This is a genomic window from Pseudocolwellia antarctica, from assembly GCF_049933045.1.
Taxonomy (GTDB): domain Bacteria; phylum Pseudomonadota; class Gammaproteobacteria; order Enterobacterales; family Alteromonadaceae; genus Pseudocolwellia.
In genome coordinates this window covers 224,374-248,792 of the sequence record NZ_CP187926.1, presented here as the reverse complement: position 1 = coordinate 248,792, position 24,419 = coordinate 224,374, and the positions used below count along the sequence as shown (strand labels likewise).

The window sequence follows — 24,419 nt, the reverse complement described above, 5'->3', positions numbered from 1 at the left end:
AATAATCCTCATGCATGTAATAAAACTACAAAAGCTCTATTCATATTAAGCTAGCAAAATTTAATTAGGCTTAAAGAACCCCGGTAAGAATTAAAATAGAAATAAACGCTAAACATAATAATAACGTTCTTTTAGCTAATCTAACTAAAGAGCAAGGTTCTGCAGAACAATCTTCAGTTTCAATCATAATATCTTCAGATTTTTGCGCTACAGAAATTAACACTTCATAAGATGGCATATTTAAATCAAATACGTTAGCTAGCCACACAGGAACAGCTTTTGAGAAATGACCAACAAGCATATAACCTAAAGCGATAACTCTTACTGGTATCCAATCAGCTACAAAGAGTATTTTGCTAGAAATACATACATTAGACTCTTCATCTACGTGCGTGTTTTCTGATTTAGTATCAGCCTCTAGAGTAATGTCTGGTTCATTATCCTGTGTAACTTCGCTATTAATATCTTGTGTAGTTTGTTGGGTGTTATTTTGTGTTTTGCTTTGCGTTACGCAACGTTCATTTAGACTGGTTAGCAAACGATAAAATACAGCACCTGGCGCACCAAAAATCACAAAGAACAACATAACAGCAATAAAATAACGGTAGTTTAACCACACTAAAGCTTGACCAAATCCCATTTGTGGTAATTGTTTGTTTTGTAAAAATTCTTTATGAATTAAATCACACGTTGTTGTTTCGCCTTTAAAAGCGGCAACTAAATATCGTTTATAGGTATCGCGTGTTTGTGAACAGCCAAAACAGATAATCAAAATAACAGTTGAAGCAACTAAATATAAAAAACTATTACCTAATTGCTCAAGCAGTAAATAACAAACTAAAGTGGGTAGTAATAAGACAAGCACCATCATAATGGTAGATTTGATGTTTGAACCCGTAGCATCGTCTTTTAAAACTAACTGACTATATTTTTTATAATAAGTATTAAAATGCCATAATTTATTTGTTAAATAACGTTCCGACAACAACGCAATTAGTAAACTGATCAAACTCATATAACTTAGCCTTACTATAATAAATGAAGAATTAGTGAAAAATTAATACTTAGCTAACTATATATGCACAGCAACATATATATACCAGCATGTTGATTTACGATTTTTACACTTGCTGTAAACAAGTATAAAAGTATTCCCAGTCAAATGCCTCACCAGGATCAGTTTTTCTGCCGGGTGCTATTTGGTTATGCCCTGCAATATTATTTTTAATCTGTGGGTATTCTTGTTGAATTGAAAAACATGCTACTGCTAATGTTTGATATTGTTGCTCAGTATAAAGAATATCATCTGCCCCTTCTAGTTCAATTCCAATAGAAAAGTCATTACATTTATCTCTACCTTTATACTTAGATACTCCAGCATGCCAAGCTTTATCTAAAAATGATACATACTGCACTAAACTACCATCTCTTTTAATAAGACAATGGGCAGACACCTTCATCTCATGAATAGTTTCAAAATATGGGTGCACATCTTTATCTAAGTTACCCAGAAAAAAGTCGGTTATGTAATCACCACCAAACTTATTGGGGGGTAAAGAGATATTATGCACAACTAATAAAGTCACATCAGCACCGTCTTCTTTAGGACTGAAATGTGGAGATGGGCATCGCGTCATAAAATTAGCTTGAGGATCTAATTTGTTTTCCTCAAAGTTAGATGCACTTGTTTTAGATTTTGATTTTGATTTTGATTTTGATTTATGAGTTAAACCACAAAACCAACCGTCAACAATTTCAAACTTATTATCTGTTCCTTTTTGATTTTTTTTATTCAAAGCATCTGCATTTAATTGGCTAACCGAAGAATTAGTCATACAATATCAATCTATATTTAAACAATACGGGCTATTATGACTGAAGAAGATACAACAAACAAAATAGGAAAGTATTTTGTTTGGGTTGCATGGATAATAGCTATAGGTATGCTGGTTTTCTTTTTTCAAGGATTATTAGATACTCAACAAAACCCTAACAGTTCACCTACCAGCTATTTATCAGACAATGGTTTGAATGAAGTTCATCTCAAAAGAAACAAACAAGGCCATTACGTTACTACAGGTAAAATTAACCAACAATCGGTTATCTTTTTATTAGATACTGGCGCAACGGATGTTTCGATACCTGAACATATAGCAGAAAATTTAAATCTACCACGTTATAATAAATATCAAGTATCTACAGCCAACGGTAATACCTATGTATATCGTTCTGTTATTAACGAACTAAAGATCGGTGATATCACTCTATATAATGTAGAAGCTAATATTAACCCTTCATTTAAAAGCGACGAAATACTATTAGGTATGAGCGCATTAAAGCAGCTAGAACTTCATCAAAGCGGCAATACATTAAAATTACGAGAACAAAACTAAATGCAAACACCTCAAGTTACAGCCCAAATCACAACACAATTAAAAGAAGATATTATCAACACCATTACTTTTGCACTTAAAGAAGACTTAAATAATGGCACCGATATTACCGCTGAACTCATTCCTGAAATGGAAACAGCTCAAGCTACAGTAATAACTCGCGAAGAATGTATATTTTGTGGTGTTGCTTGGGTTAATGAAGTGTTTAAACAGCTTGATGAACTTGTTGCTAAAAAGCTAAAACAAGAAAACCCTAATGAAACCTTTATTCCTACAAGCATCAAGTGGTTTGTAAAAGACGGAGATCACGTAAGTGCTAACAACACTTTATTTGAATTGTCTGGTTATGCTCGCACATTATTAACAGGTGAACGTACCGCATTAAACTTTGTTCAAACACTTTCAGGCACAGCCACTACTACCAACGAATATGTAAAAGCGTTAGCCAGTACAACAACCAAGCTACTTGATACCCGTAAAACAATCCCAGGATTACGTAATGCACAAAAATATGCAGTAACTTGCGGTGGTGGCTACAACCACAGAATAGGTTTATTCGACGCTTTCTTAATAAAAGAAAACCACGTAGCTGCTTGTGGCGGAATTACGCAAGCCATTACTCGCGCACAACTTAATCATCCAGATAAAAAAGTTGAAGTAGAAGTAGAATCTATTAACGAGTTAAACCAAGCATTAAGTGCAAGTGCTGACATCATCATGTTAGACAATTTCAGCCATGCGATGATTGAACAAGCCGTTATTCTGAGAAATACCTCAGCTGAAACTTCATCTAAAAGAACGCAATTAGAAGTATCAGGCAATATGACCTTATCTACACTTACTGATTACGCAAAATCAGGTATCGACTTCATTTCAGTTGGCGCACTAACTAAGCAAGTTAATGCCATAGATCTATCAATGCGCTTTTCCTAGAAAGAATCTAAAAGTAAAAATAAATCGTAAATACACAATAAATAAAAGGTGATATTGGATGAATGATACTTGTATTAAACATTCTATTTTTCATTCGAATACACCTTTATAAAAACAACTATAAAACACTTTCTTCGTACATTTAACGCACGATACGGTCGTTTTTTTGTATACAATCCTAAAAACAAGCGCTTAAGTTAAAGAGATAAGTTGTTAAAATAGAGTGATATTTTTAATAAAATGTAAATATTATGCTAATTATCAAAAAAAATGTAAAAAAATGTACAAGAATGTTTTACATATCAAAAAAAGTGTCGCAGTATAGCTACAACCCTCGTATTAAAATTAATGGAAAATTTAATTATGAAAACTTTAAATAAAATAAATAAAAGCGCACAAAAAGGTTTTACTCTTATTGAATTGATGATCGTTGTTGCGATTATCGGTATTTTAGCAGCGGTTGCATTGCCTGCTTACCAGACGTATACAGCTAAAGCAGCATATACAGAAGTTAGTACCGCTGCAACAGGTGTAAAATCAGCAGTAGAAGTTTGTGCTCAAATAACTTCAGATTTAACTACATGTAATACAACCAACAATAATGAAATTGCGGCTTTAGCTGGTGGTGCTACTGGTGCAGCAAGTGTAAATACAGTAACTGTTGTTGGTAGTGGTGTAATTACAGTCACTCCATTAGCAATAAATGGTATAGAAGTTGCCGATACATATATCATCACACCAGGTATGAGTAATGGACAAGTTCTTTGGGTTCAATCTGGTGGTTGTGATTCTAGAGGTTTCTGTTAATAATTATTTAATTTAAGTAATTTAAAAATAAAAAACTCCTATTAAGGAGTTTTTTTATTTTAAGTAACAAACGGAACTAGTTATGTGGTCAGGTCGTTTATCACTATTTATTTTAATTTTCATTGTTTCAATTAGTACCTGGCTTTTAGAAGAGCTACTTATACAACAACGTACAGAATTCTCTAGATTAGACTCTTTAACTTTCACACTATTTACTATTTCGCTCTTGTACTTATCATTTAATATATTTAATCAATGGAGCACACTATTTTTATTAGGCATAATCACATCATTATCATTTACAATTATAAGTATTCAATTTTATCAATATTTTGGTGGTTACATTGGTTATGAACAGCTTTTTATGTTTAATGATTTATTGGGCGCAATAAAATATGTTGATCATACAACTTTAATAACATTATTAATGTTATCTATATGTCTATTACTCATAGGCAGGAAGATCTTCATAAAAAACATAAACATTACTCAACAATTATCTCTAAGGCAAAAGTGGCGAGCACCTTTAATTTATTTTGCAGCTGCTGTTTTTACTTTCCAAGCGCACAACCAATATTATGTGATTGAGCAAATAACAAACATACACTCAAGTGAAGATATAACATACAATTTTAATATAGAAACCCCTACCATGTATTTTATACGTTCATTACCAATCTTTGTGCGCTTTATGAATAAAGAAAGCTATAATAAAATAGCTAAACTAAAAGTTTTGGTTAGTTCGTTAAAAAACCAAACTAACGTAAAGCTACCTAAAGAATATCATTTCGATAATTTTAATAAATTGCTCACTCCTTACACTGGTTATCATCATCAAAAGAACATTTTAGAACCTTTACTTTTCTCTCCAAAAGAAATCAGACAAAGTAAAAAAGAAAAGAGAAATATTATACTTATTGTTCTAGAAAGCTTTCGTGCTTATGAAACAGGATTATTTAATAACAAATATAGCTTAACACCTAATCTAGATGAAATATCATTAAAGGCGATTATTGCTTCTAATTTTTATAGTAACAGTAGGACAACAGTGCAAGCTGAGCAGGCAATACTATGTTCATCGCTCGATTTTGCGAGTAAATCACCTTATTCTGTAAAAAAAGGAGGCTTTAACGGAAGATGTCTCCCTAAACTACTATCAGAAGAAGGATATGAAACTTATTGGTACCATGGTTACACAAAAGAATTTTTTAATCGGCAGGTATTCCACCCCAGCCTAGGGTTTCAGCATCTGATATCTAAGGAGTCCTTTTTAGATAACGGTTATGATGACAAGTTAGATATTGGGTGGGGTGTGCCTGACCCCATTGTCTTCCAAAAACTATTTGATGATATGGTTGCACACAACAAAAATTCAAACACCCCTTTTTTTTCACAAATATTAACATTAACTAACCATCAACCATTTAATTGGAAATATTCACATATTAATTTTCCTAATAACATTAATAAAAAATCTGATGTTGTATATGATAACTATCAAAAAGGAATTTATTATACAGACAACGCTTTAGGTGAGTTTTGGAGGAAATTTGAAAATTCACCTCTAGCTAAAAATACAACAGTTATCATAACAGCAGATCACGGTGTTCCTTTCTACCCTGAAGGATTAGTCAATGAAGCAAAAAAACACGAAATATTATATAGAGTACCTTTACTAATAGTAACTCCTGAACGTAATAATAAAATAATAACAACACCATTAAGCCATTTAGACATTGCTCCAACAATATTATCATTCCTTCAAATACACAAACCAGTAGCATTTATAGGAAGACCATTTTTAGGAGATAATGCGACCTCAGTACCAAGACCTTTATTTCAAATGAATACTGCTTACATAGGTTTCCAATATAATAAGATGCAATGTTTACCTTATAAAAGTATATGCAATGAAAAAAAAAAATAATTGCTCTAAATTTTCTAATATGTACTGTAATTCAATAAACAAAGAAGATTTAAAGGTTTATCAACAAAGTAAAGCGTTTATTAACTATCTCGAATTAGCTGTTGAGGCAGGCTATCCAAGTCAATAGTGGAAAAACTTATTACCTCCTTTATTCATTCTAGAGCTGTCGATAGGTTAATTAAGTTTTATAAATTAATACTGTAGTAAGAGTATTTCAAATACTCTTACTAAATTAACCTATATAAATGTCTGCTAACCTTTGTTTTTTCATAAAAAATAAGTACACTCAAGTTATATGTTCATTAAAGTACACAAAGGTATATGAAAGGTAATCATAAACAATCCAGTTTACTTTCTGCATTATCGAAATATGATATTGTGCCAGCCAGCTTGGTAGAAAGTATTAATTCTGATTTTCAAAAACAAAGAAAGCCTTTTATACGTTTTCTTGTGGAAGATAAAGAATACAATGCAAATAGTATTGCTAATACTTTATCTCGAACTTTTGGTTACCCGTTAATTGACTTATCAACCTTTGATACGAGCTTAGTACCTGATGGTGTTCGCAATGAATCATTGATTAGAAAACACCATGCTTTACCTTTGTTTTTACGCGGTAAAGTGTTATTTATTGCTTTATCAGACCCTACCAATCTTGAGGCACTTGAAGAAATTCAATTCAATACTGGCTATAGTACTGAACTCGTATTAACAGATGAAACCAATTTAAATAAATATATTGAGAAAGTTCTCGATGAGGAGAATGATGGTTTAGATATATCTGATATTGACGCTGATGAACTAGCTGGAATTGATGTACAAGATGAACCACAAGATGATGGTGGACATGTAGGTAACGATAAAGAAGACGCGCCTATTGTTGTTTACATTAATAAAATATTATTAGATGCCATTAAAAAAGGTGCCTCTGATTTACATTTTGAACCTTATGAAAAATCTTACCGAATACGATTTCGGGTTGATGGAATATTAACAGAAGTTGCGCGTCCTCCTGTAAATTTAGCATCACGCATGGCAGCTCGTTTAAAAGTTATGTCGAAACTCGATATTGCTGAACGTCGAGTGCCTCAAGATGGTCGTATTAAACTTGCTTTATCTAAAAAGAAATCGATAGATTTTCGTGTCAGTAGTTTACCGACTATGTGGGGCGAGAAAATAGTTATGCGTATTCTCGACTCTTCAAGTGCTATGTTAGGCATTGAAATGCTAGGCTACGAAGAAGAACAAAAGAAAATATATACCGAAGCACTCGATCAACCACAAGGTATGATATTAGTAACTGGTCCTACAGGCTCAGGTAAAACGGTTTCTTTATATACCGGTTTAAATATATTAAATACGCCTGAACGTAATATTTCTACGGCAGAAGATCCTGTTGAGATTAATTTAGAAGGTATTAACCAAGTTCAAATAAATGTTCGAGCAGGCTTAACCTTCCCGAATGCTTTACGTTCATTCTTACGTCAAGATCCCGATATCGTAATGGTTGGTGAAATACGTGATTTAGAAACCGCCGAAATATCAATTAAAGCGGCACAAACAGGTCATTTAGTATTATCAACATTACATACAAATTCAGCTGCAGAGACTTTAAGCCGTTTATTAAATATGGGTGTACCTGCTTATAACGTTGCCAGTTCAGTTAGTATTATTATAGCTCAACGTTTAGCGCGTAGATTGTGTATGCAATGTAAAGAAGAAGAGCATATTCCTGAACATGAGCTAGCCAATCAAGGTTTTACAGCAGAACAAATACCTAAAGTTAAAATATTTAAAGCAGTAGGTTGCGAGCATTGTACCGGTGGCTATAAAGGACGCGTCGGTATTTATGAAGTTATCAAGATCACCCCAAAAATAGCAACAATCATAATGGAAGGAGGTAATTCTTTAGATGTTGCAGCACAATGTCAAGAAGAAGGCTTTAATAACTTACGTCAATCTGGCTTAATAAAAGCCATGAACGGCATTACTAGTTTGGAAGAGATTAATCGGGTAACAAGTTCTTAAATATTAGCTCTACACTTATATATTATTTGCATCTAATACTTAATAATACAGAGCAATGGCACCTAATAAACAATACTTAAAAAAATAATACTTAAATATAATAATACCTAAACAAGATGAGTAATTTACATGGCAGTATCAAACACTAAATCAGCTAAAATGGCTAAAGTTAAAGCGTTAGATGTGTTTATTTGGCAAGGCGTTAATCGTAAAGGGAAAAAAATATCGGGTGAATTACCGGCTCCTAGTTTGATGGCGTTAAAAGCACAACTGCGTAAACAAGGTATAACACCAGGTAAAGTAAAGAAAAAAGCAAAACCTTTATTTGGCATGAATGGTGAAAAAGCTATTACCCAAGGTGATATTGCGGCGATTACTCGTCAAATTGCAACTATGTTGGGTGCTGGAGTGCCTTTAGTACAAACTATTGAGATGATAGGGTCTGGCCACAGTAACCCTAAAATGCAAAGGCTATTAGGTGACATTGGTAACAAGTTACAGTCGGGTATACCTTTATCAGACTGTTTACGTGAGCACCCTATACAATTTGATGATCTTTATTGCGACTTAGTTAATTCTGGCGAGCAGTCAGGTGCCCTCGAAACAATTTATGATCGAATAGCTACTTATAAAGAAAAAGCTGAAATACTAAAGTCTAAAATTAAAAAAGCCATGACTTATCCTATTGCAGTTTTGGTTATTGCATTAATTGTTACTTCAATATTATTAATATTCGTAGTACCTGTATTCCAAGAAATATTTGCAAGTTTTGGTGCTGAACTACCAGCATTTACATTATTTGTGGTTGGTATATCCGAATTCATGCAAGCTTATTGGTATATGGGGCTAGCTGGAATATTCCTAGCAGGATATTTATTTAGACGAGCTCATAGAAACAGCGCAAAATTAAGGGATAATGTTGATAAGAATATTCTTAAATTACCTGTTATTGGCGACTTACTGAAAAAAGCTGCTGTAGCACGTTTTGCTCGTACATTATCTACCACTTTTGCCGCTGGTGTTCCCTTACCTGATGCATTGCAATCAGCGGCAGGCGCTTCAGGTAATGCAGTATTTAGAGATGCGATATTAGATATACGTTCTGAGGTAACTTCAGGTATGCAAATGAACTTAGCCATGCGAAATTCAAGTATTTTCCCTGATTTAGTTATTCAAATGGTAGCTATTGGTGAAGAGTCTGGTGCTGTAGATGATATGTTATCTAAAGTTGCAACAGTATATGAAAGGGAAGTTGATGATGCCGTAGATAACTTAACGGCACTACTAGAACCTATGATCATGGCAGTTTTAGGTGTTGTTATTGGTGGACTAATTATTGCCATGTACTTACCTATTTTCCAAATAGGTATGGTTGTATAAGCTGGTATTCAACTTTATAGAAATATAACGATATAATATCCTCATTAAGCCATTCTTTTGAATGGCTTAATATTTTCAAGAATAATTTAAATACTCCCTAATAATTTTCTTTTAGGGTTTTTAACCTGAGGCTTTAGATGTTTACTGACCTAATTACTGCTTTTGAGCAAAACTTAACTATTTTTTATGGTGTTGTTGCTTTATTTTCTTTATTAATTGGCAGTTTTTTAAATGTTGTTATTTATCGTTTACCTAAAATGATGGAGCAAGGCTGGTATAAAGAATGTCGTGAGTTTTTAGCCGATGAATTAGCAGATAATAAACAAAAGCCGAACCAAAAAATCGAACAAGAAGCTGAACCTGAGATTACGCTTTCTAAACCTGCATCTACTTGCCCTAAATGTGGTCATCTTATTCGCTTCTATGAAAATATCCCTGTGGTTAGCTGGGTATTTTTAGGTGGTAAATGTAGTCAATGTAAAAACAAGATATCTGCACGCTATCCCTTTATTGAACTTGCTACAGCGATATTAAGTACAGTAATCGCCGTTAATTTTGGCGTAACAAGTACAACCATTTTCATTGTTTTATTAACCTATGCGTTAATTACCTTAACTATGATTGACTATGATCATATGCTGCTACCTGATCAAATTACCCTGCCCTTTCTATGGCTTGGTTTACTCGTAAACATCAATGGCACAATAGTGCCATTACAAGATGCTGTAATTGGTGCTGCTGTCGGTTACATGAGCTTATATAGTATCTTTTGGGGCTTTAAGTTATTAACGGGTAAAGAAGGTATGGGATTTGGCGACTTTAAACTGGTTGCCTTATTTGGTGCTTGGATAGGTTGGCAACTATTACCTATACTTATTTTAATGGCATCGGCGGTTGGTGCTATTATTGGTATTAGTTTAATGGTATTTAAAAATCATCAACGTGAACAAGCTATTCCTTTTGGACCCTATTTAGCAATTGCTGGTTGGATAACGATGCTTTGGGGTAACAACATTTGGAGTTGGTATTTAAGCACTCTTGTATAAACTGGAAATATTCGCCTTTAATACCTTGAATGATTGTTAAACAGTTAGTTAGGAAAAATCACATCATGAAGAAACTTGTTGTCGGTTTAACAGGCGGGATAGGCAGTGGTAAAACTACAGTAGCGAATATGTTTAACGCCTTAGGTGTTGAATTAATAGATGCTGACATAATTGCGCGTGAAGTAGTTGAACCTGAATCTTTTGCTTTAGACAAAATTAAACAGCATTTTGGTGATGACTTTATACAAGTTGATGGCTATCTAGATCGTACTAAACTACGACATAAAGTATTTAGCTCAGAAGTGGATAAGCAATGGCTTAATAATTTATTACATCCACTTATTCGAGAATCCATACTATCAAAAATATCAAACAGTTCTGGGCAATACTGTATTTTAGTCGCGCCACTACTTTTTGAAAACAATTTAACTCAATACGTAAACCGTACTTTGGTTATTGATGTTGCCGAGTCAATTCAAATAGAAAGAACCGTTAAACGAGATAACAGTAATGCAAAGGTTATTGAAAGCATAATCGCAAGTCAGATATCGAGAACTGAAAGGCTTAAGTTAGCTGATGATATTATTGATAACTCGACTACAGATTTAAGTTTAATCGCTAAAAAAGTTAACGACCTTAATCGTTTGTATCTAAGCTATACCTAAGTTATACCTGTTTCACTTTGAAATACATTAAGCTTAAACACAATGAGACATGGTTATATCTTGTATCTCGCCTTAAACAATACATAGCTCCCATCATGTAAGCCCTAACCTCATTTACAACTCATTCAGAATCAAACACCTGAAAATCGAACGATATTTTTAATCAAAAGCTCAATAGACTCTAATAACCCCATAAAGTGTAAGATTTTATGAAATACAATAGCCATTTCACCTTTGCGGCGCTAAGATAGGGCAATTCTAAGGAGCTAGATAACTGTTATGTCGCCTGTACTATTTGAACATCCATTAAACGAACGTATTCGTAACTATTTAAAACTTGAACAATTATTTAAGTGTTTAGATATAAGTTCGTCTGGCGATATCCATTCCTCTCATATAACATTTTTTAATAGCTTGTTTTCAATTGTAGATGCACTTGAAAGAAACGATATCCGTGGCGATTTAATTAAAGAGTTGGAAAAGTTAGAACAGCATCTTGTGGTTTGGTCACAAGCACCTGACATTGATACTTCCCTTTTAGAAGAAAACCTAAAACAAACGGTTTATTTGTTATGTGAATTAAAGAAAACCAAGCAGCAATGGTTAGACTATAGAGATATTAAGTTTCTGACAGGTCTTAAGCAAAGGTTTGCTATGCAAGGTGGTACATGTGCTTTTGATTTACCTCAGTTACATTTTTGGTTAAGCCAAAATAATAATATTTTACAAACTGAGATGAAGACGTGGATAAATTTATTTTCTTCTATTTCTAACAGCTTATTTATAAGCCTTAAATTTATTCGCTTACGTGGTGAGTTTATAAAAATAAGTACCGATAATGGTTTTTATCAAGACAACGGCGAAAGCTTATCATTACTGCGTATTAGAACCCCTGAAAATGCTAACTTCTACCCAACGGTAAGTGGTAATAAATTCCGATATTCAATCCGTTTTGTTATACCATGTACTGAAATGGGCAGACGTTATTTAAACCAACCAACAGACTTTGAATTAGCAAGGTGTTAACCTTTTTACTTGCTTAAGTTATTTGAACTATTTAAATTTATAATCCTTAAATTGTAATATTTCAGTTTATAATGCTCTCGTTTATACTGTACAAAGTAATTTTATCTTAAAGAGTTTTATCATGACCTTGAAAGTCCCATGCCCAAATTGTAATACTAGCGTTGTTTGGCAACCTGAAAGTACTTACAGACCTTTTTGTAGTAAACGTTGTCAGCTTATTGATTTAGGTGAATGGGCTGATGAAGGCCATAAAATAGCGCAAAATATTGATCCGAACCAAGTAATCACAGAAGAAATGTTAGATGCGTTAGAAGGTGAGTTTTTACAAAACAATAAGTTCTTTGTTGAGCCTGAATAATAATTAAGACTTGAACAATATAGATCCTGGTCATTGAAAAACAAATCTGTTGATTATCGTAATCAGAAGAAAATATGACAGTGATCAGCATTCGAGTTAAAAATAATGGATTGCTAATAAATTAGCACTCTAAAATTTATAATTTAAGCGTTTTCTACTCTAAACACTTATGCGACAAACATTTATAAGCTAACTGTACAGAAGCATATCTATTCACATCCAATTAAAGTGAAATTACCTTAATTGCTGTAATTAATTTTTAATCCAATTTAGACAAAGCAGCTAAAATATCTTTATTCGCTGCAGGCAAATCCAGTGTTAAAAGTTCATCAAAGGTAAACCATCCTTCTTTTTGCCCTTCTAGGGCCTTAGGCTCATTTTTAAAGCCTTCAACTAGAAATACAACTAGAGATACTAGTTTATCGCCATAATCATGATTTATAGTGATTAAGGAGCTGCTACCGATTACATCTAAGTTAACTTCTTCTTTTAATTCACGCTTTAGTGCTTGCTCGGGTAGTTCTGCTTTTTCAACTTTACCGCCAGGAAATTCCCACTTGCCACCTTGATGAACATGATCGGCACGTTTAGTCATAAAATATAAACCGTCACGTTTTATAACACCTACTGCAACCTCAATAACTTTCTTCATAATAATACTTCTTTAAATAGGCTAAAAAAACTCGATAAAAAAGCCAGTCGATTGACTGGCTTTCATTTTTAAACCGCTATTGGTTTATTTGTCTAACAGTAAACTTTAGCAATAAGCTTAAGTTAATTTACCATGACACTGTTTGTATTTTTTACCTGAGCCACAAGGACATGCTTCATTTCTGCCAACACGTCTATTTTCCTCACCTGCAGCTAAAGCTTGCTCTGATGATTCATGTGTAAATGCTTTTGGTGTTTCTTCAGCTTTACGATGTTGCTCTTCTACTGCTTCAACATCTGATTCAGCTTGAATCTTCACTTTACTTAAAATACCAATAACATCATATTTTAAGTTATCTAAAAGCTCAGAGAATAATTCAAAAGATTCACGCTTGTATTCTTGCTTAGGATTCTTTTGTGCATAACCACGTAAGTGAATACCTTGGCGAAGATGATCCATAGCCGCAAGATGCTCTTTCCAATGTGAATCTAAGCTTTGTAACATAACAGCTTTTTCAAATTGACGGATAACATCACTACCCACAGACGCTTCTTTTTCAGCATAAACATTATTTGAAGACTCTAAAATTTTTTCACGTAAGGTTTCTTCGTGTAATTTAGTATCTTCTTCTAACCATTTAGCGATAGGTAAATCTAAAGCAAGTTCACCTTTTAAGCGTTCTTCAAGACCTTCAATGTCCCACATTTCGTCTAAAGACTGTGGTGGAATATGTTGGTCGATTAAACCTGTAACAACATCGGCACGAATAGCAGTAATAACTTCAGCTATTTCTGGCTCGTCCATTAATTCATTACGTTGTTCGTAAATAACTTTACGTTGATCGTTAGCAACATCATCAAATTCTAATAATTGCTTACGCATATCGAAGTTTCTGCCTTCAACTTTACGTTGAGCATTTTCAATACTTTTAGTAACCCAAGGATGTTCGATAGCTTCGCCATGTTCCATACCTAGTTTACGCATCATATTACCAATACGTTCTGATGCGAAAATACGCATTAGAGCATCTTCCATCGATAGGTAGAAACGTGTTGAACCTGAATCACCTTGACGACCTGAACGACCACGTAGTTGATTATCTATACGACGAGACTCATGACGCTCTGTCGCTATGATATGTAAACCACCAATAGCAAGAACTTTTTCATGTTGCTCTTGCCATTCAGCTTTAACTTTAGCAATTTCAGCTTCCGATGGATTATTAAGCTTGGCAATATTAGCGCCTAAGTTACCACCTAATACAATATCAGTACCACGACCAGCCATGTTAGTTGCGATAGTTACCGCACCAACTTTACCTGCATCAGCTACAATTTCAGCTTCTTGTTCATGGAATTTAGCATTAAGTACTTTATGTTTAATCTTAGATTTCTTAAGGAAGTTAGATAAGAATTCAGATGTTTCGATACTAATAGTACCAACCAGTACAGGTTGTCCGCGCTCTACACAATCTTGAATATCTTCTAAAATCGCTTCAAATTTCTCATCTGCTGTTAAGTAGATTAAATCTGAACGATCATCACGGATCATAGGTTGGTTAGTTGGAATAACAACAGTTTCTAAACCGTAAATATGGTTGAATTCGAAAGCTTCAGTATCAGCTGTACCTGTCATTCCTGAAAGTTTTTCATATAATCTAAAAAAGTTTTGGAAAGTGATTGAAGCTAATGTTTGGTTTTCGTTCTGAATATCTACACCTTCTTTAGCTTCTACAGCTTGATGTAAACCCTCTGACCAACGACGCCCTTCCATTGTACGACCTGTATGTTCGTCGACAATAACAATTTCGCCTTCTTTAACAATATAATCTACATCTTTTAGGAAGAGTTTATGTGCTCGAAGTGCCGCCATAACGTGATGTAATAACGTGATGTTACTTGCAGAGAATAAAGAGTCACCTTCTTGAATAAGGCCTTTCTCTTGCATAATTTCTTCAATACGAATTTGACCACGTTCTGTTAGATAAATTTGCTTAGCTTTTTCATCAACAGTGTAGTCACCCGTACTTTCTTCGTTTTCTTTATCTTCTTCAGCTTGTTGTTCTAATGTTGGAACAACAGTATTAATTACTTTATATAAATCAGCATTATCTTCAGCTTGACCTGAAATAATTAGCGGTGTTCTCGCTTCATCAATTAAGATTGAATCGACTTCATCGATAATAGCAAAGTGTAATGGTTTTTGAGCACGGTCTTCTGGAGAGAAAGCCATGTTATCTCTTAGGTAATCGAAACCGAATTCGTTGTTTGTACCGTAAGTAATATCTGCTTGGTAGGCTGCTTGTTTCTCATGAGGCATTAACCCTGGAATATTACATCCAACCGTCATTCCCAAAAATTCAAATAATGGGCGACTCCAATCAGCATCACGACTCGCAAGGTAGTCGTTTACAGTAATAACGTGCACACCTTTGTCGGTAAGCGCATTTAAGTAAGCAGGTAATGTTGCTGTTAACGTTTTACCTTCACCAGTTCTCATCTCAGCAATTTTGCCTTGATTCAGAACCATACCACCAATCATTTGCACGTCGAAATGGCGCATACCAAATACACGTTTACTGGCTTCACGCACAACAGCAAAGGCTTCTGGTAGAAGGCTATCTAAGGTATCTTCTTTGGTAAGACGTTCTTTGAACTCAGCTGTTTTATTTTTTAACTCGTCATCGGTTAATGCTTCAATTGCGGGTTCTAGTGCATTTATTTTAGCTACTTCTTTTTTCATTTGTTTTAATAATCGATCGTTACGACTACCAAACAGCTTTGTTATTAACTTTACAAACATCTTGTTAAACCATTTCTGGAAGAAACTCTTCCGCCTTAAATTTATATCACTAACCTAGGTTAGTTATATACTCAATAATATGTAGAACTTATAAGTTTTACTTTGCTTTTCTGTAAATATACTTGATTGGATTTATTTGCTTGTTATCACGTAAAATTTCGTAATGAACATGTGGTCCTGTTGATCGACCTGTACTTCCCATTCGAGCTATAATCTGACCTTTAGTTACTACGTCTCCAACTGACACTAATAGCACTTTATTATGACCATAACGTGTTTTCATGCCATTGCCATGATCTAACTCGATCAAATAGCCATATCCACTGCGATCTTCAGCCCAACTAACCACGCCTGAAGCCGTAGCAATAATTCCAGTGTCTTCTTTGCCAGCAAAGTCTACACCTTTATGCATAGCAGGTCGCCCATTAAATGGATCTTTTCTTGTTCCAAAATAAGACGATAGCCAACCTTTAGTAATTGGCCTGCCAGATAAATAACTGTTAACTTCGATATGGTGACCCAACATCAAAGATTCAAGCATATTGAGCTGTTTTTCTTCATAAATAATTCGATTTTCTAATGATAAGCTATCTTTTGATAGCTCTTTCATCGTTTTAGCAGGTACATCTTCATGATCAAGTGATGGACCACCACTTGCTGGTAATTCTTTAAAGTTAAATTCATCTTTGGGGATATTAGAGGCTTCAGCTAGTCTTTCACCTAACGCATTAAGTCGTAATATTTGGCTTTGTAATTCAGCCATTTTCATTGTTAAAGCGGTTAACTGCTGAGGATTAGCGTTTTCAGTATTGATATCGAAGTGTGGTTGTAATTCACTTGCCATTGAATATAGCGGCTTTTCAGGTACTGCATTACCCGACACTAATAAATGGATCATGCCACCTGATATTAAGAAAAAAACCACAAGTAAAGATATCCAATGGAGCTTTTTTAGCTTCATAAGAAAACTTACATTTTTTCCGCGGTATAGTAGTGTTAAACTCATCAGTATTCGTGTTATCTCTGTTCTAGGTTTTTTATCATGGCTCGAAAATCAAAAAGTCCTTCAGACATGTCATTATTGATAAATTCAAACAAAGGCACTCTGGCATATATCACTGAAAAAACCAACTCTTTAAACATTCTAAATGACATTGTACGACAAACCTGCCCTGATCTACCACAAGAGGTATGGCATATTGCTAACTTTAATAATAATAGTGTCGTTATTGAAGTAAATTCGTCTGTTTGGAGTCAAAGACTGCAATTCGAACGCATGAAAATAAATCAGCAACTTGTTGAAGCTACTCAAGGTAAATATTCGCAAATCGAAATTAAAGTATCGCCTTATCGAAATAAAGCACGTGTAATGCCAGCTCAAGCAAATGTTATGTCTGTTCCACCAACCTCTTATATCTCAGAGAAAACAGCTAATGAGTTAAGGAGTATTGCTAAAAATGCACCAAAAGGGCTTAAAGAAAAATTAGAAAAACTGGCTCAACATGCAAATAAACCAAACAGTGATCAATAATATAATTTAGAAAAATTTAATTTAGAAAAATTTAATTTAGAAACTAGTACAATATCAGAAACAAAAAAACCAGCTAAATGCTGGTTTTATCAGAAAATACTTTTTTAGAAAGTAGAAGTATTTAATTCTTGATATTCAATAGGTGCTTTCTCGTCATCTTCAAAAGTAACCCATTCCCAAGACTCGGTTTGTTTGAACACTTCTCTTAGTAACATGTTATTTAAGGCATGACCTGATTTATATGCATTCAGCTCACCTAAAATACTGGTACCGCCCATGTATAAGTCACCAATAGCGTCTAGTATTTTATGTTTTACAAATTCGTCATCATAACGAAGATCGCCTTTGTTCAACATACGAAATTCATCAAGTACAACTGCGTTCTCTAAACTACCGCCAAGGGCAAGATCATGTGAACGTAAGAAATCAATATCTTGCATAAAACCAAAGGTTCTTGCGCGACTAATTTCTTTAATAAAAGCACTGCTTGATAATTCCATGCTGATTGTTTGGCATGTATTGGCAATAACAGGGTGATCAAAATCTATCGAGAAATTAACTCGAAAACCTTCATAAGGTTTTAACTCTGCCCATTTATCGCCTTCTTCTACACGAATTGTTTTAGTAATTCGGATAAAACGTTTAGCTACTTTTGAAGTTTCGATACCTACTGATTGGATCAAATATACGAATGGAAGCGCACTCCCATCCATAATTGGTACTTCAGCTGAATCTACATCAATAATCAGATTATCGATACCAAGTGAAGCAATGGCAGCAAGAATATGTTCGACGGTGGAAATCTTCACATTATCTTTATTGACTAAACACGTACATAAAGTTGTTTCGCCCACAGCTTCAGGCGACGCTTTAATGTCTACAATAGGGTTTAAATCTACACGACGGAATATAATTCCCGTATTAGCAGGTGCAGGACGGAGAGTTAACCGCACCTTTTCGCCTTTGTGTAACCCTACACCAACAGCTGAAACACTGTCTTTTAGAGTACGTTGTTTTATCATAAATAGCCTTTAACCATTTGCTTGTAAATTTTTAATATAAAAAGATAACGAATCGCTAAATTTAGCGGTCGCGTAGTATATCAAAATCACTCGATATAATCAAAATCTGCTGTTTTATAATGCATTCAGTTAATTATTTAGTCTGCTTGTTTACGTAAGAAAGCAGGGATATCTAAATAGTTATCTAAATCAGTAGCAGCAACCTTTTGTATTTGTGCATTGCTTTCTGGCATTGCAACACTCGCTGAGTTCAAATCAATTTGTGGGCTTGGTACATAATCACCACCAACAACTTGTTGTTCAACTTGTGGAGCAGGATTAACAAGCGTGATATCAGGCTTACGTTCTGCGCCAATACCTGTAGCAACTACAGTTACACGAAGTTCATCTGTCATTTCAGGGTCAATAACCGCACCAACAACAACTGTTGCATTTTCAGATGCAAATGCTTTAACAGCGTTACCCACTGTTTCGAACTCATCTATGCTGATATCCATGCCTGCTGTGATGTTAACTAAAATACCACGAGCACCAGCTAAATCTACGTCTTCTAAAAGCGGGCTTGAAATTGCAGCTTCTGCAGCTTCTTCAGCACGATCTGGACCTGATGCAGTACCAGACCCCATCATTGCCGTTCCCATTTCAGACATTACCGTTCTAACATCGGCGAAATCCACGTTTATGAGTCCTGGACGTGTAATAAGTTCCGCAATACCTTGAACTGCGCCAAGTAAAACATTGTTTGCTGCTTTAAAAGCGTCAAGTAAACTTGTCCCTGGACCTAATACTTTCAATAATTTTTCATTTGGAATAGTAATCAATGAATCAACATTTTTAGTTAAAAACTCGATACCTTGATCTGCGTAATTCATACGCTTTTTACCTTCAAACGGGAAAGGTTTAGTTACTACAGCAACGGTTAAAATTCCCATTTCTTTAGCAATTTCTGCAACAACAGGAGCTGCACCAGTACCTGTACCACCGCCCATACCAGCAGCGATAAAGATCATGTCAGCACCTTTTAAGGTTTCTTTGATAGTTTCTCTATCTTCTTCAGCACTTCTACGACCTATTTCAGGATTCGCACCAGCACCTAAGCCTTTAGTAACATCGCCACCTAACTGTAAAGTTACGTTAGCCGATGAATTACGAAGTGCTTGTGAATCTGTGTTTGCTGTTATAAATTCTACACCTTCAATAGTTTGGCATACCATATGCTCAACAGCGTTGCCGCCACCGCCACCAACACCTATTACTTTTATAACCGCTTCTGAGTTGTGATCTTCCATTAATTCAAACATTTTTTATTCTCCGATTTATATAATGTTTTGTTCCACCAAAACGATATTTTATTTAGATTTATTAAATACATAAAGCTAAATTTTGTTTTATTACAATTTTCTTACACTTTATTTACATTTCACACTGTTTTTCTAAAACTCACCTTTAAACCAAGCGACAAGTCGAGCTCCTAATTTACTTAAAGATCTAACACCATCACTTGTTTTAATTTCACTACTTTGTTGCTCGCTTGCTTTCATCCCATAATGTAATAAGCCAACAACTGTTGCATAAGTTGGATCATTAACATATTGATGTAAGCCAGATACGTCTTGAGGTGTAGCCACTCTTACTGGCATTTGAAACACTTCTTCTGCAAACTCAACAACACCTTCCATTTTGGAAGTTCCGCCCGTTAATACATAACCAGCAGCAATTTGATCTTCTAATCCTGCTTCTCGAACTTCTTCTTGAATCAGTTCAAATAGCTCTTGATACCTAGGTTCTACTACTTCAGCCAATGTATGTCTTGACATCGAACGCGCAGCTCTACCACCCACACTAGGTACTTCAATATTCTCTTCCATGCTAACCATTTGTCTTAAAGCACAAGCGTATTGCACTTTAATGTCTTCAGCATGGCTTAATGGTGTTCTAAATATTTTTGCAATATCACTTGTTACTTGATTACCCGCTACTGGAATTACCGCTGTATGACGTAAAGCACCACCAGTAAAGATTGCTATATCGATAGTGCCTGCACCGATATCCACTACGCATATGCCTAGCTCTTTTTCATCTTCGGTAAGTACTGAATAACTTGATGCCAATGCAGAGAAAATAAGTTGGTCTGCTTTTAAATCACAACGTTCAACACACTTAACTATGTTTTTAGCCATGTCGTTGGCGCAGGTCACAATATGAACTTTTGCTTCCATTCTTACGCCAGACATACCAATAGGGCTTTTTATACCGTCTTGGCAATCAATACTGTATTCTTGTGGCAATACATGCAGCATTCTTCGTTCTGCTGAAATAGGTACAGAACGCGCTGTATGAATTACGTTATCAACATCTTCTTGAATCACTTCGTTATCAGTGATTGGTACCATACCTTGCTCATTCTGACAGCTGATATGCTTACCAGATATACCCAAGTAAACGGAGGTAATGTTGCAGTCAGCCATTAATTCAGCTTCATTAACTGCACGCTGAATAGATTGAATTACAAGGTTTAAATCGTTAACGCCACCTTTGTCCATACCACGAGCAGGTTGATTACCAACACCTATAATGCTTAACTTTTTGTCAGGTGTTATTTCACCCACAGCCACAGATATTTTTGAAGTACCTATGTCTAGTCCTACTACTAAATTTCGATCAATTATTTTAGACATCTAAAGTTAAACTCTTTCATTCGTATCAATGGATTTAAACCCAACTGCAAAGCCGGTGTCGTATCTAAGATCTACATAATTAATTTGTACATCTTCTTTTAATTCAATATGTGGGTAAGCATCCATAAAACGTTGTATGCGCTCTACCCTATTTTCTCTACCTAAATTCAACATCACGCCATTTTTCAATGTTAGTTGCCATGCGTATCGCTCGGTTAGTACAAGTTCTGAGATATTAAAACCACCAAAATCAAGTAACTCATTTAAGTTAGTGTAGTTTTTAAGTGCTATATCTTCGGTACCTTCAGGTCCAAAAAACTCAGGTAAACCTGTCGTTAAGTTATCTGTACCTGTTTGAAAAACATCACCATATACATTGATGTAAGCATCTCCATTCCACTGAGCAATCGGAGATTGATCTACAACATAGATTTTTAATTCATTCGGCCACTGTTTTCTTACCGATACTGAATAAACCCAAGGTAATGTTTTCACCATTTTTTGTACGTTATTCACATCAACTTTAAAAAAATTACCAAAGTTAATATGTTCAATCGCTGCTTCAATATCATTTTTAGTGGTGTAAGCCATTTCACCACTGATCACTAAAGATGTTACAGGTGCTGATTCATCTTCAGATAACTTGTCATTTAAGAACATGCCAAATGCAGCTATTGAGCCGATAACTACAGCAAAAAATATAACACCCGCCCAAAAGCTCAGGTTTATTTTTAATTTAGTTTCTGTAGTCGTTGTTGCCATATGCTTGTTTTATCTTTTAATCAATTATCAATGGCTACATGCCATATATTCAGCCTTAAAGGCTTATCTCTAATACTTTAGATACAAGCTCATTAAAACTTAAGCCATATTCTTTTGCTGCTTTTGGTACTAAAGATGTTTCTGTCATTCCTGGTACGGTATTAACTTCTAATACTTGCCAGCCATTCACTTCACTACGCATAACATCAACACGACCCCAACCTTTTGCACCTGTAGCTTTAAACGCACTTAATGCTATCGCTTGAAGTTGCTGTTCATTCTCTGCAGGTAAACCACACGGACAATGATATTGGGTTGTTGTAGATTGATATTTAGCTTGGTAATCGTAGAACTCATTTGGCGTTTCCATGTGTATAGCTGGAAGCGCTTCGTTACCTAAAATAGCTACGGTATATTCTGGACCTGTGATCCAAGCTTCTACTAATACATCTTCGTCATATTCAAACGCACTTGTTAAGGCATCATGTAACTGTTCAGCATTACTCGCCATAGCCATACCTATGCTTGAACCTTCGTTAGCAGGTTTAACCATAACTTTATGACCAAGCTCACTCATCATTTTTGTAGCATCTGCTGCTTCATAAGTACTTTTAACGGCTATACAAAATGGAGCTGTTGGAATATTTACTGCTTGAAATACTTGCTTGCTTCTAATTTTATCCATTGAAAGCGCTGAGCCTAAAACATCAGAGCCTGTGTAAGGAATATTCATATATTCCAAAGCGCCTTGTAGGCAACCGTCTTCGCCGCCACGGCCATGTAATGCGATAAATACTCTGTCGATATTCTTACTGGTAAGCTCGCTTAAGCAAAAACCTTTAGTATCGATTAATTCAGCATTGAAACCTGAAGATACAAGTGCATTAAAAATCGCATGACCTGATCGTAACGACACTTCTCTTTCTGCTGAATTACCACCGTATAACACGGCAATTTTTTGTTCTTTTAACGCTTTACTCATTTGTTAGATGCTCCTAACAAAACACTTGAAGCTAAACTTTTAGCTACAGCACCAATGTTACCTGCGCCTTGCGTAATAACCATGTCGCCATCTTGCAGTTGACTTTGTAATAATTCGTCTAATTTACTTACATCGCTTACATAAATAGGTTCAACTTGGCCACGTTGTCTAATACTTCTTGCTAAGCTTTTACTGTCTGCACTTGGAACGGGAGCTTCACCTGCTGCGTAAACATCAAGTAAATACAAACAGTCAACTTCTGATAACACTTCAACAAAATCTTCGTATAAATCACGAGTTCTAGAATATCTATGTGGTTGAAACACCATAACTAAACGTTTTTCAGGCCAGCCATTACGCATAGCTTTAATAGTTACTTGTACTTCTCTAGGATGATGTCCGTAGTCATCGACTAAGACCATCTCGCCTTTATCTGTTTTTAACTCAGCAAGTTGTTCAAAACGTCTACCAATGCCAGCAAATTTTTCCAATGCTGATTTAATCGCAGCATCTTCAACATTTTCATCTGTTGCCACAGCAATACTTGCTAATGCATTTAATACATTGTGTTCGCCAGGTAGATTAACGCTTAGCTGCATTAATTCTTTACCTTCACGTTTCACGCTAAAGTAGCTTTTTCCATTGATTTGCTTAAAGTCAGTTGCTTGTACATCTGCATCTTCTGAAAAACCATAAGTGATCACTTGGCGACCAATTCTTGGTAAAAGCTCACGAACAACTGGATTGTCAATACACACAACAGCAAGACCATAAAAAGGTAAGTTATGAAGAAACTCAATGTAGGTGTCTTTAAGTTTTTCAAAGTCACCTTGATAAGTTTCCATATGATCTTCATCAATATTGGTGATCACAGCAACCATAGGCTGCAAATGTAAAAATGAAGCATCACTTTCATCAGCTTCAGCAATTAAATAACGACTGCTTCCTAATTGTGCATTAGTACCTGCACTATTTAACAAACCACCGATAACAAATGTAGGGTCAAGCTTAGCTTCACCAAATACACTTGCAATTAAACTTGTTGTTGTGGTTTTTCCATGAGTACCCGCAATAGCAATACCATGTCTAAAACGCATAAGCTCAGCTAACATTTCAGCACGACGTACAACAGGAATACGTAAAGCTAATGCATGCTCAATCTCTGGATTAGTTGCATCAATAGCCGTTGAAACCACGATAACGCTAGCGTCTTTAATATTGTCTTTGTGATGACCTATAACAATTTTTGCGCCTAAATTAGTTAAACGCTTAACCACTTGGTTTTCACCAATATCAGAACCTGTTATTTCATAGCCTTCATTAAGTAATACTTCTGCTATGCCACCCATACCAGCGCCGCCGATACCAACAAAATGAATACGTTTCACTCGTCTCATTTCAGGTGTTCTCATACCGACAGTATTTGA

The 24,419-nt window shown here is 35.0% G+C and carries 22 protein-coding genes; 11 read left to right on the top strand and 11 right to left on the bottom strand.

The genetic code is table 11. The annotated features are described in order from the left end of the window. Positions 1-70: 70 nt before the first annotated feature. Entirely contained in the window at positions 71-1,015 is a 945-nt protein-coding gene (gene ampE, locus ACPUVN_RS01115; protein WP_426369796.1) for a beta-lactamase regulator AmpE, read from the bottom strand. Positions 1,016-1,121: 106 nt separating this feature from the next. Then, entirely contained in the window at positions 1,122-1,835 is a 714-nt protein-coding gene (gene ampD, locus ACPUVN_RS01110) for a 1,6-anhydro-N-acetylmuramyl-L-alanine amidase AmpD (protein ID WP_426369795.1), read from the bottom strand. Positions 1,836-1,871: 36 nt separating this feature from the next. On the opposite strand from ampD, the gene ACPUVN_RS01105 reads away from it, so the two are divergent. From ACPUVN_RS01105 to yacG, 10 genes are all read left to right on the top strand, one after another. Further along, positions 1,872-2,393 (top strand): retropepsin-like aspartic protease family protein, encoded by a 522-nt coding sequence (locus ACPUVN_RS01105; RefSeq protein ID WP_426369794.1) that lies wholly within the window; start codon positions 1,872-1,874, stop codon positions 2,391-2,393. Next, entirely contained in the window at positions 2,394-3,326 is a 933-nt protein-coding gene (gene nadC, locus ACPUVN_RS01100; RefSeq protein ID WP_426369793.1) for a carboxylating nicotinate-nucleotide diphosphorylase, read from the top strand. It abuts the gene before it with no gap. Between the two features lie 363 nt (positions 3,327-3,689). Further along, positions 3,690-4,133 carry a pilin gene (locus ACPUVN_RS01095; RefSeq protein ID WP_426369792.1) on the top strand — a complete coding sequence of 148 codons (444 nt, stop codon included), beginning with the start codon at positions 3,690-3,692 and terminating at the stop codon, positions 4,131-4,133. Positions 4,134-4,215: 82 nt separating this feature from the next. Beyond that, entirely contained in the window at positions 4,216-6,060 is a 1,845-nt protein-coding gene (locus ACPUVN_RS01090) for an LTA synthase family protein (RefSeq protein ID WP_426369791.1), read from the top strand. 321 nt (positions 6,061-6,381) lie between these two features. After that, positions 6,382-8,088: a type IV-A pilus assembly ATPase PilB gene (gene pilB, locus ACPUVN_RS01085; protein WP_426369790.1), complete on the top strand. Its 1,707-nt coding sequence runs from the start codon at positions 6,382-6,384 to the stop codon at positions 8,086-8,088. 129 nt (positions 8,089-8,217) lie between these two features. Next, the gene (locus ACPUVN_RS01080) at positions 8,218-9,468 is read left to right on the top strand and encodes a type II secretion system F family protein (RefSeq protein ID WP_426369789.1); all 1,251 of its coding nucleotides are present in this window, start codon (positions 8,218-8,220) and stop codon (positions 9,466-9,468) included. A gap of 137 nt (positions 9,469-9,605) precedes the next feature. Continuing rightward, on the top strand, positions 9,606-10,514 hold the full coding sequence (locus ACPUVN_RS01075; protein WP_426369788.1) for a prepilin peptidase: 909 nt from the start codon (positions 9,606-9,608) through the stop codon (positions 10,512-10,514). A gap of 65 nt (positions 10,515-10,579) precedes the next feature. After that, positions 10,580-11,179 (top strand): dephospho-CoA kinase, encoded by a 600-nt coding sequence (gene coaE / locus ACPUVN_RS01070; protein ID WP_426369787.1) that lies wholly within the window; start codon positions 10,580-10,582, stop codon positions 11,177-11,179. Between the two features lie 279 nt (positions 11,180-11,458). After that, positions 11,459-12,205 (top strand): cell division protein ZapD, encoded by a 747-nt coding sequence (zapD, locus tag ACPUVN_RS01065; protein ID WP_426369786.1) that lies wholly within the window; start codon positions 11,459-11,461, stop codon positions 12,203-12,205. Between the two features lie 121 nt (positions 12,206-12,326). Continuing rightward, positions 12,327-12,563, top strand: a complete 237-nt coding sequence (yacG, locus tag ACPUVN_RS01060; protein WP_426358420.1) for a DNA gyrase inhibitor YacG — start codon at positions 12,327-12,329, stop codon at positions 12,561-12,563. A 259-nt stretch (positions 12,564-12,822) separates the two neighbouring features. On the opposite strand, the gene mutT is transcribed toward yacG, so the two are convergent. The 3 genes from mutT to ACPUVN_RS01045 form a co-directional block, all read right to left on the bottom strand. Continuing rightward, positions 12,823-13,215, bottom strand: coding sequence for an 8-oxo-dGTP diphosphatase MutT (mutT, locus tag ACPUVN_RS01055; protein ID WP_426358421.1), 393 nt, complete (start codon positions 13,213-13,215; stop codon positions 12,823-12,825). Between the two features lie 117 nt (positions 13,216-13,332). Continuing rightward, positions 13,333-16,017 (bottom strand): preprotein translocase subunit SecA, encoded by a 2,685-nt coding sequence (secA, locus tag ACPUVN_RS01050; RefSeq protein WP_426369785.1) that lies wholly within the window; start codon positions 16,015-16,017, stop codon positions 13,333-13,335. Positions 16,018-16,114: 97 nt separating this feature from the next. Further along, a complete protein-coding gene (locus tag ACPUVN_RS01045) occupies positions 16,115-16,978 on the bottom strand; it encodes a M23 family metallopeptidase (RefSeq protein WP_426369784.1) in 864 nt (287 codons plus the stop codon). Positions 16,979-17,059: 81 nt separating this feature from the next. On the opposite strand from ACPUVN_RS01045, the gene ACPUVN_RS01040 reads away from it, so the two are divergent. Further along, positions 17,060-17,548, top strand: coding sequence for a DUF721 domain-containing protein (locus tag ACPUVN_RS01040; RefSeq protein WP_426369783.1), 489 nt, complete (start codon positions 17,060-17,062; stop codon positions 17,546-17,548). A 104-nt stretch (positions 17,549-17,652) separates the two neighbouring features. Here ACPUVN_RS01040 and lpxC read toward each other — a convergent pair whose 3' ends face one another. The 6 genes from lpxC to murC all read right to left on the bottom strand — a co-directional run bounded on the left by lpxC (position 17,653) and on the right by murC (position 24,404). Further along, positions 17,653-18,570 (bottom strand): UDP-3-O-acyl-N-acetylglucosamine deacetylase, encoded by a 918-nt coding sequence (gene lpxC, locus ACPUVN_RS01035; RefSeq protein WP_426369782.1) that lies wholly within the window; start codon positions 18,568-18,570, stop codon positions 17,653-17,655. 137 nt (positions 18,571-18,707) lie between these two features. Continuing rightward, positions 18,708-19,871 carry a cell division protein FtsZ gene (gene ftsZ, locus ACPUVN_RS01030; RefSeq protein ID WP_426358426.1) on the bottom strand — a complete coding sequence of 388 codons (1,164 nt, stop codon included), beginning with the start codon at positions 19,869-19,871 and terminating at the stop codon, positions 18,708-18,710. 132 nt (positions 19,872-20,003) lie between these two features. After that, a complete protein-coding gene (gene ftsA / locus ACPUVN_RS01025) occupies positions 20,004-21,248 on the bottom strand; it encodes a cell division protein FtsA (RefSeq protein ID WP_426369781.1) in 1,245 nt (414 codons plus the stop codon). A gap of 6 nt (positions 21,249-21,254) precedes the next feature. Next, positions 21,255-22,010 (bottom strand): cell division protein FtsQ/DivIB, encoded by a 756-nt coding sequence (locus tag ACPUVN_RS01020; RefSeq protein WP_426358427.1) that lies wholly within the window; start codon positions 22,008-22,010, stop codon positions 21,255-21,257. Between the two features lie 55 nt (positions 22,011-22,065). Further along, positions 22,066-22,992: a D-alanine--D-alanine ligase gene (locus ACPUVN_RS01015; protein ID WP_426358428.1), complete on the bottom strand. Its 927-nt coding sequence runs from the start codon at positions 22,990-22,992 to the stop codon at positions 22,066-22,068. After that, complete coding sequence (murC, locus tag ACPUVN_RS01010) at positions 22,989-24,404, bottom strand: UDP-N-acetylmuramate--L-alanine ligase (RefSeq protein ID WP_426360589.1); 1,416 nt, start codon at positions 24,402-24,404, stop codon at positions 22,989-22,991. Before murC ends, ACPUVN_RS01015 begins: the two co-directional genes overlap by 4 nt. Positions 24,405-24,419: the final 15 nt, after the last annotated feature.

What these genes read in the sequence shown, in the direction of transcription:
- secA (WP_426369785.1), bottom strand. Translation starts at nt 16,017, where the DNA reads ATGTTTGTAAAGTTAATAACAAAGCTGTTTGGTAGTCGTAACGATCGA.
- zapD (WP_426369786.1), top strand. Translation starts at nt 11,459, where the DNA reads ATGTCGCCTGTACTATTTGAACATCCATTAAACGAACGTATTCGTAAC.
- ACPUVN_RS01020 (WP_426358427.1), bottom strand. Translation starts at nt 22,010, where the DNA reads ATGGCAACAACGACTACAGAAACTAAATTAAAAATAAACCTGAGCTTT.
- ftsA (WP_426369781.1), bottom strand. Translation starts at nt 21,248, where the DNA reads ATGTCTAAAATAATTGATCGAAATTTAGTAGTAGGACTAGACATAGGT.
- ACPUVN_RS01095 (WP_426369792.1), top strand. Translation starts at nt 3,690, where the DNA reads ATGAAAACTTTAAATAAAATAAATAAAAGCGCACAAAAAGGTTTTACT.
- ACPUVN_RS01045 (WP_426369784.1), bottom strand. Translation starts at nt 16,978, where the DNA reads ATGAAGCTAAAAAAGCTCCATTGGATATCTTTACTTGTGGTTTTTTTC.
- lpxC (WP_426369782.1), bottom strand. Translation starts at nt 18,570, where the DNA reads ATGATAAAACAACGTACTCTAAAAGACAGTGTTTCAGCTGTTGGTGTA.
- murC (WP_426360589.1), bottom strand. Translation starts at nt 24,404, where the DNA reads ATGAGAACACCTGAAATGAGACGAGTGAAACGTATTCATTTTGTTGGT.
- ftsZ (WP_426358426.1), bottom strand. Translation starts at nt 19,871, where the DNA reads ATGTTTGAATTAATGGAAGATCACAACTCAGAAGCGGTTATAAAAGTA.
- ACPUVN_RS01075 (WP_426369788.1), top strand. Translation starts at nt 9,606, where the DNA reads ATGTTTACTGACCTAATTACTGCTTTTGAGCAAAACTTAACTATTTTT.
- ACPUVN_RS01090 (WP_426369791.1), top strand. Translation starts at nt 4,216, where the DNA reads ATGTGGTCAGGTCGTTTATCACTATTTATTTTAATTTTCATTGTTTCA.
- ACPUVN_RS01080 (WP_426369789.1), top strand. Translation starts at nt 8,218, where the DNA reads ATGGCAGTATCAAACACTAAATCAGCTAAAATGGCTAAAGTTAAAGCG.
- coaE (WP_426369787.1), top strand. Translation starts at nt 10,580, where the DNA reads ATGAAGAAACTTGTTGTCGGTTTAACAGGCGGGATAGGCAGTGGTAAA.
- yacG (WP_426358420.1), top strand. Translation starts at nt 12,327, where the DNA reads ATGACCTTGAAAGTCCCATGCCCAAATTGTAATACTAGCGTTGTTTGG.
- ACPUVN_RS01105 (WP_426369794.1), top strand. Translation starts at nt 1,872, where the DNA reads ATGACTGAAGAAGATACAACAAACAAAATAGGAAAGTATTTTGTTTGG.
- ACPUVN_RS01015 (WP_426358428.1), bottom strand. Translation starts at nt 22,992, where the DNA reads ATGAGTAAAGCGTTAAAAGAACAAAAAATTGCCGTGTTATACGGTGGT.
- ampD (WP_426369795.1), bottom strand. Translation starts at nt 1,835, where the DNA reads ATGACTAATTCTTCGGTTAGCCAATTAAATGCAGATGCTTTGAATAAA.
- pilB (WP_426369790.1), top strand. Translation starts at nt 6,382, where the DNA reads ATGAAAGGTAATCATAAACAATCCAGTTTACTTTCTGCATTATCGAAA.
- mutT (WP_426358421.1), bottom strand. Translation starts at nt 13,215, where the DNA reads ATGAAGAAAGTTATTGAGGTTGCAGTAGGTGTTATAAAACGTGACGGT.
- ACPUVN_RS01040 (WP_426369783.1), top strand. Translation starts at nt 17,060, where the DNA reads ATGGCTCGAAAATCAAAAAGTCCTTCAGACATGTCATTATTGATAAAT.
- ampE (WP_426369796.1), bottom strand. Translation starts at nt 1,015, where the DNA reads ATGAGTTTGATCAGTTTACTAATTGCGTTGTTGTCGGAACGTTATTTA.
- nadC (WP_426369793.1), top strand. Translation starts at nt 2,394, where the DNA reads ATGCAAACACCTCAAGTTACAGCCCAAATCACAACACAATTAAAAGAA.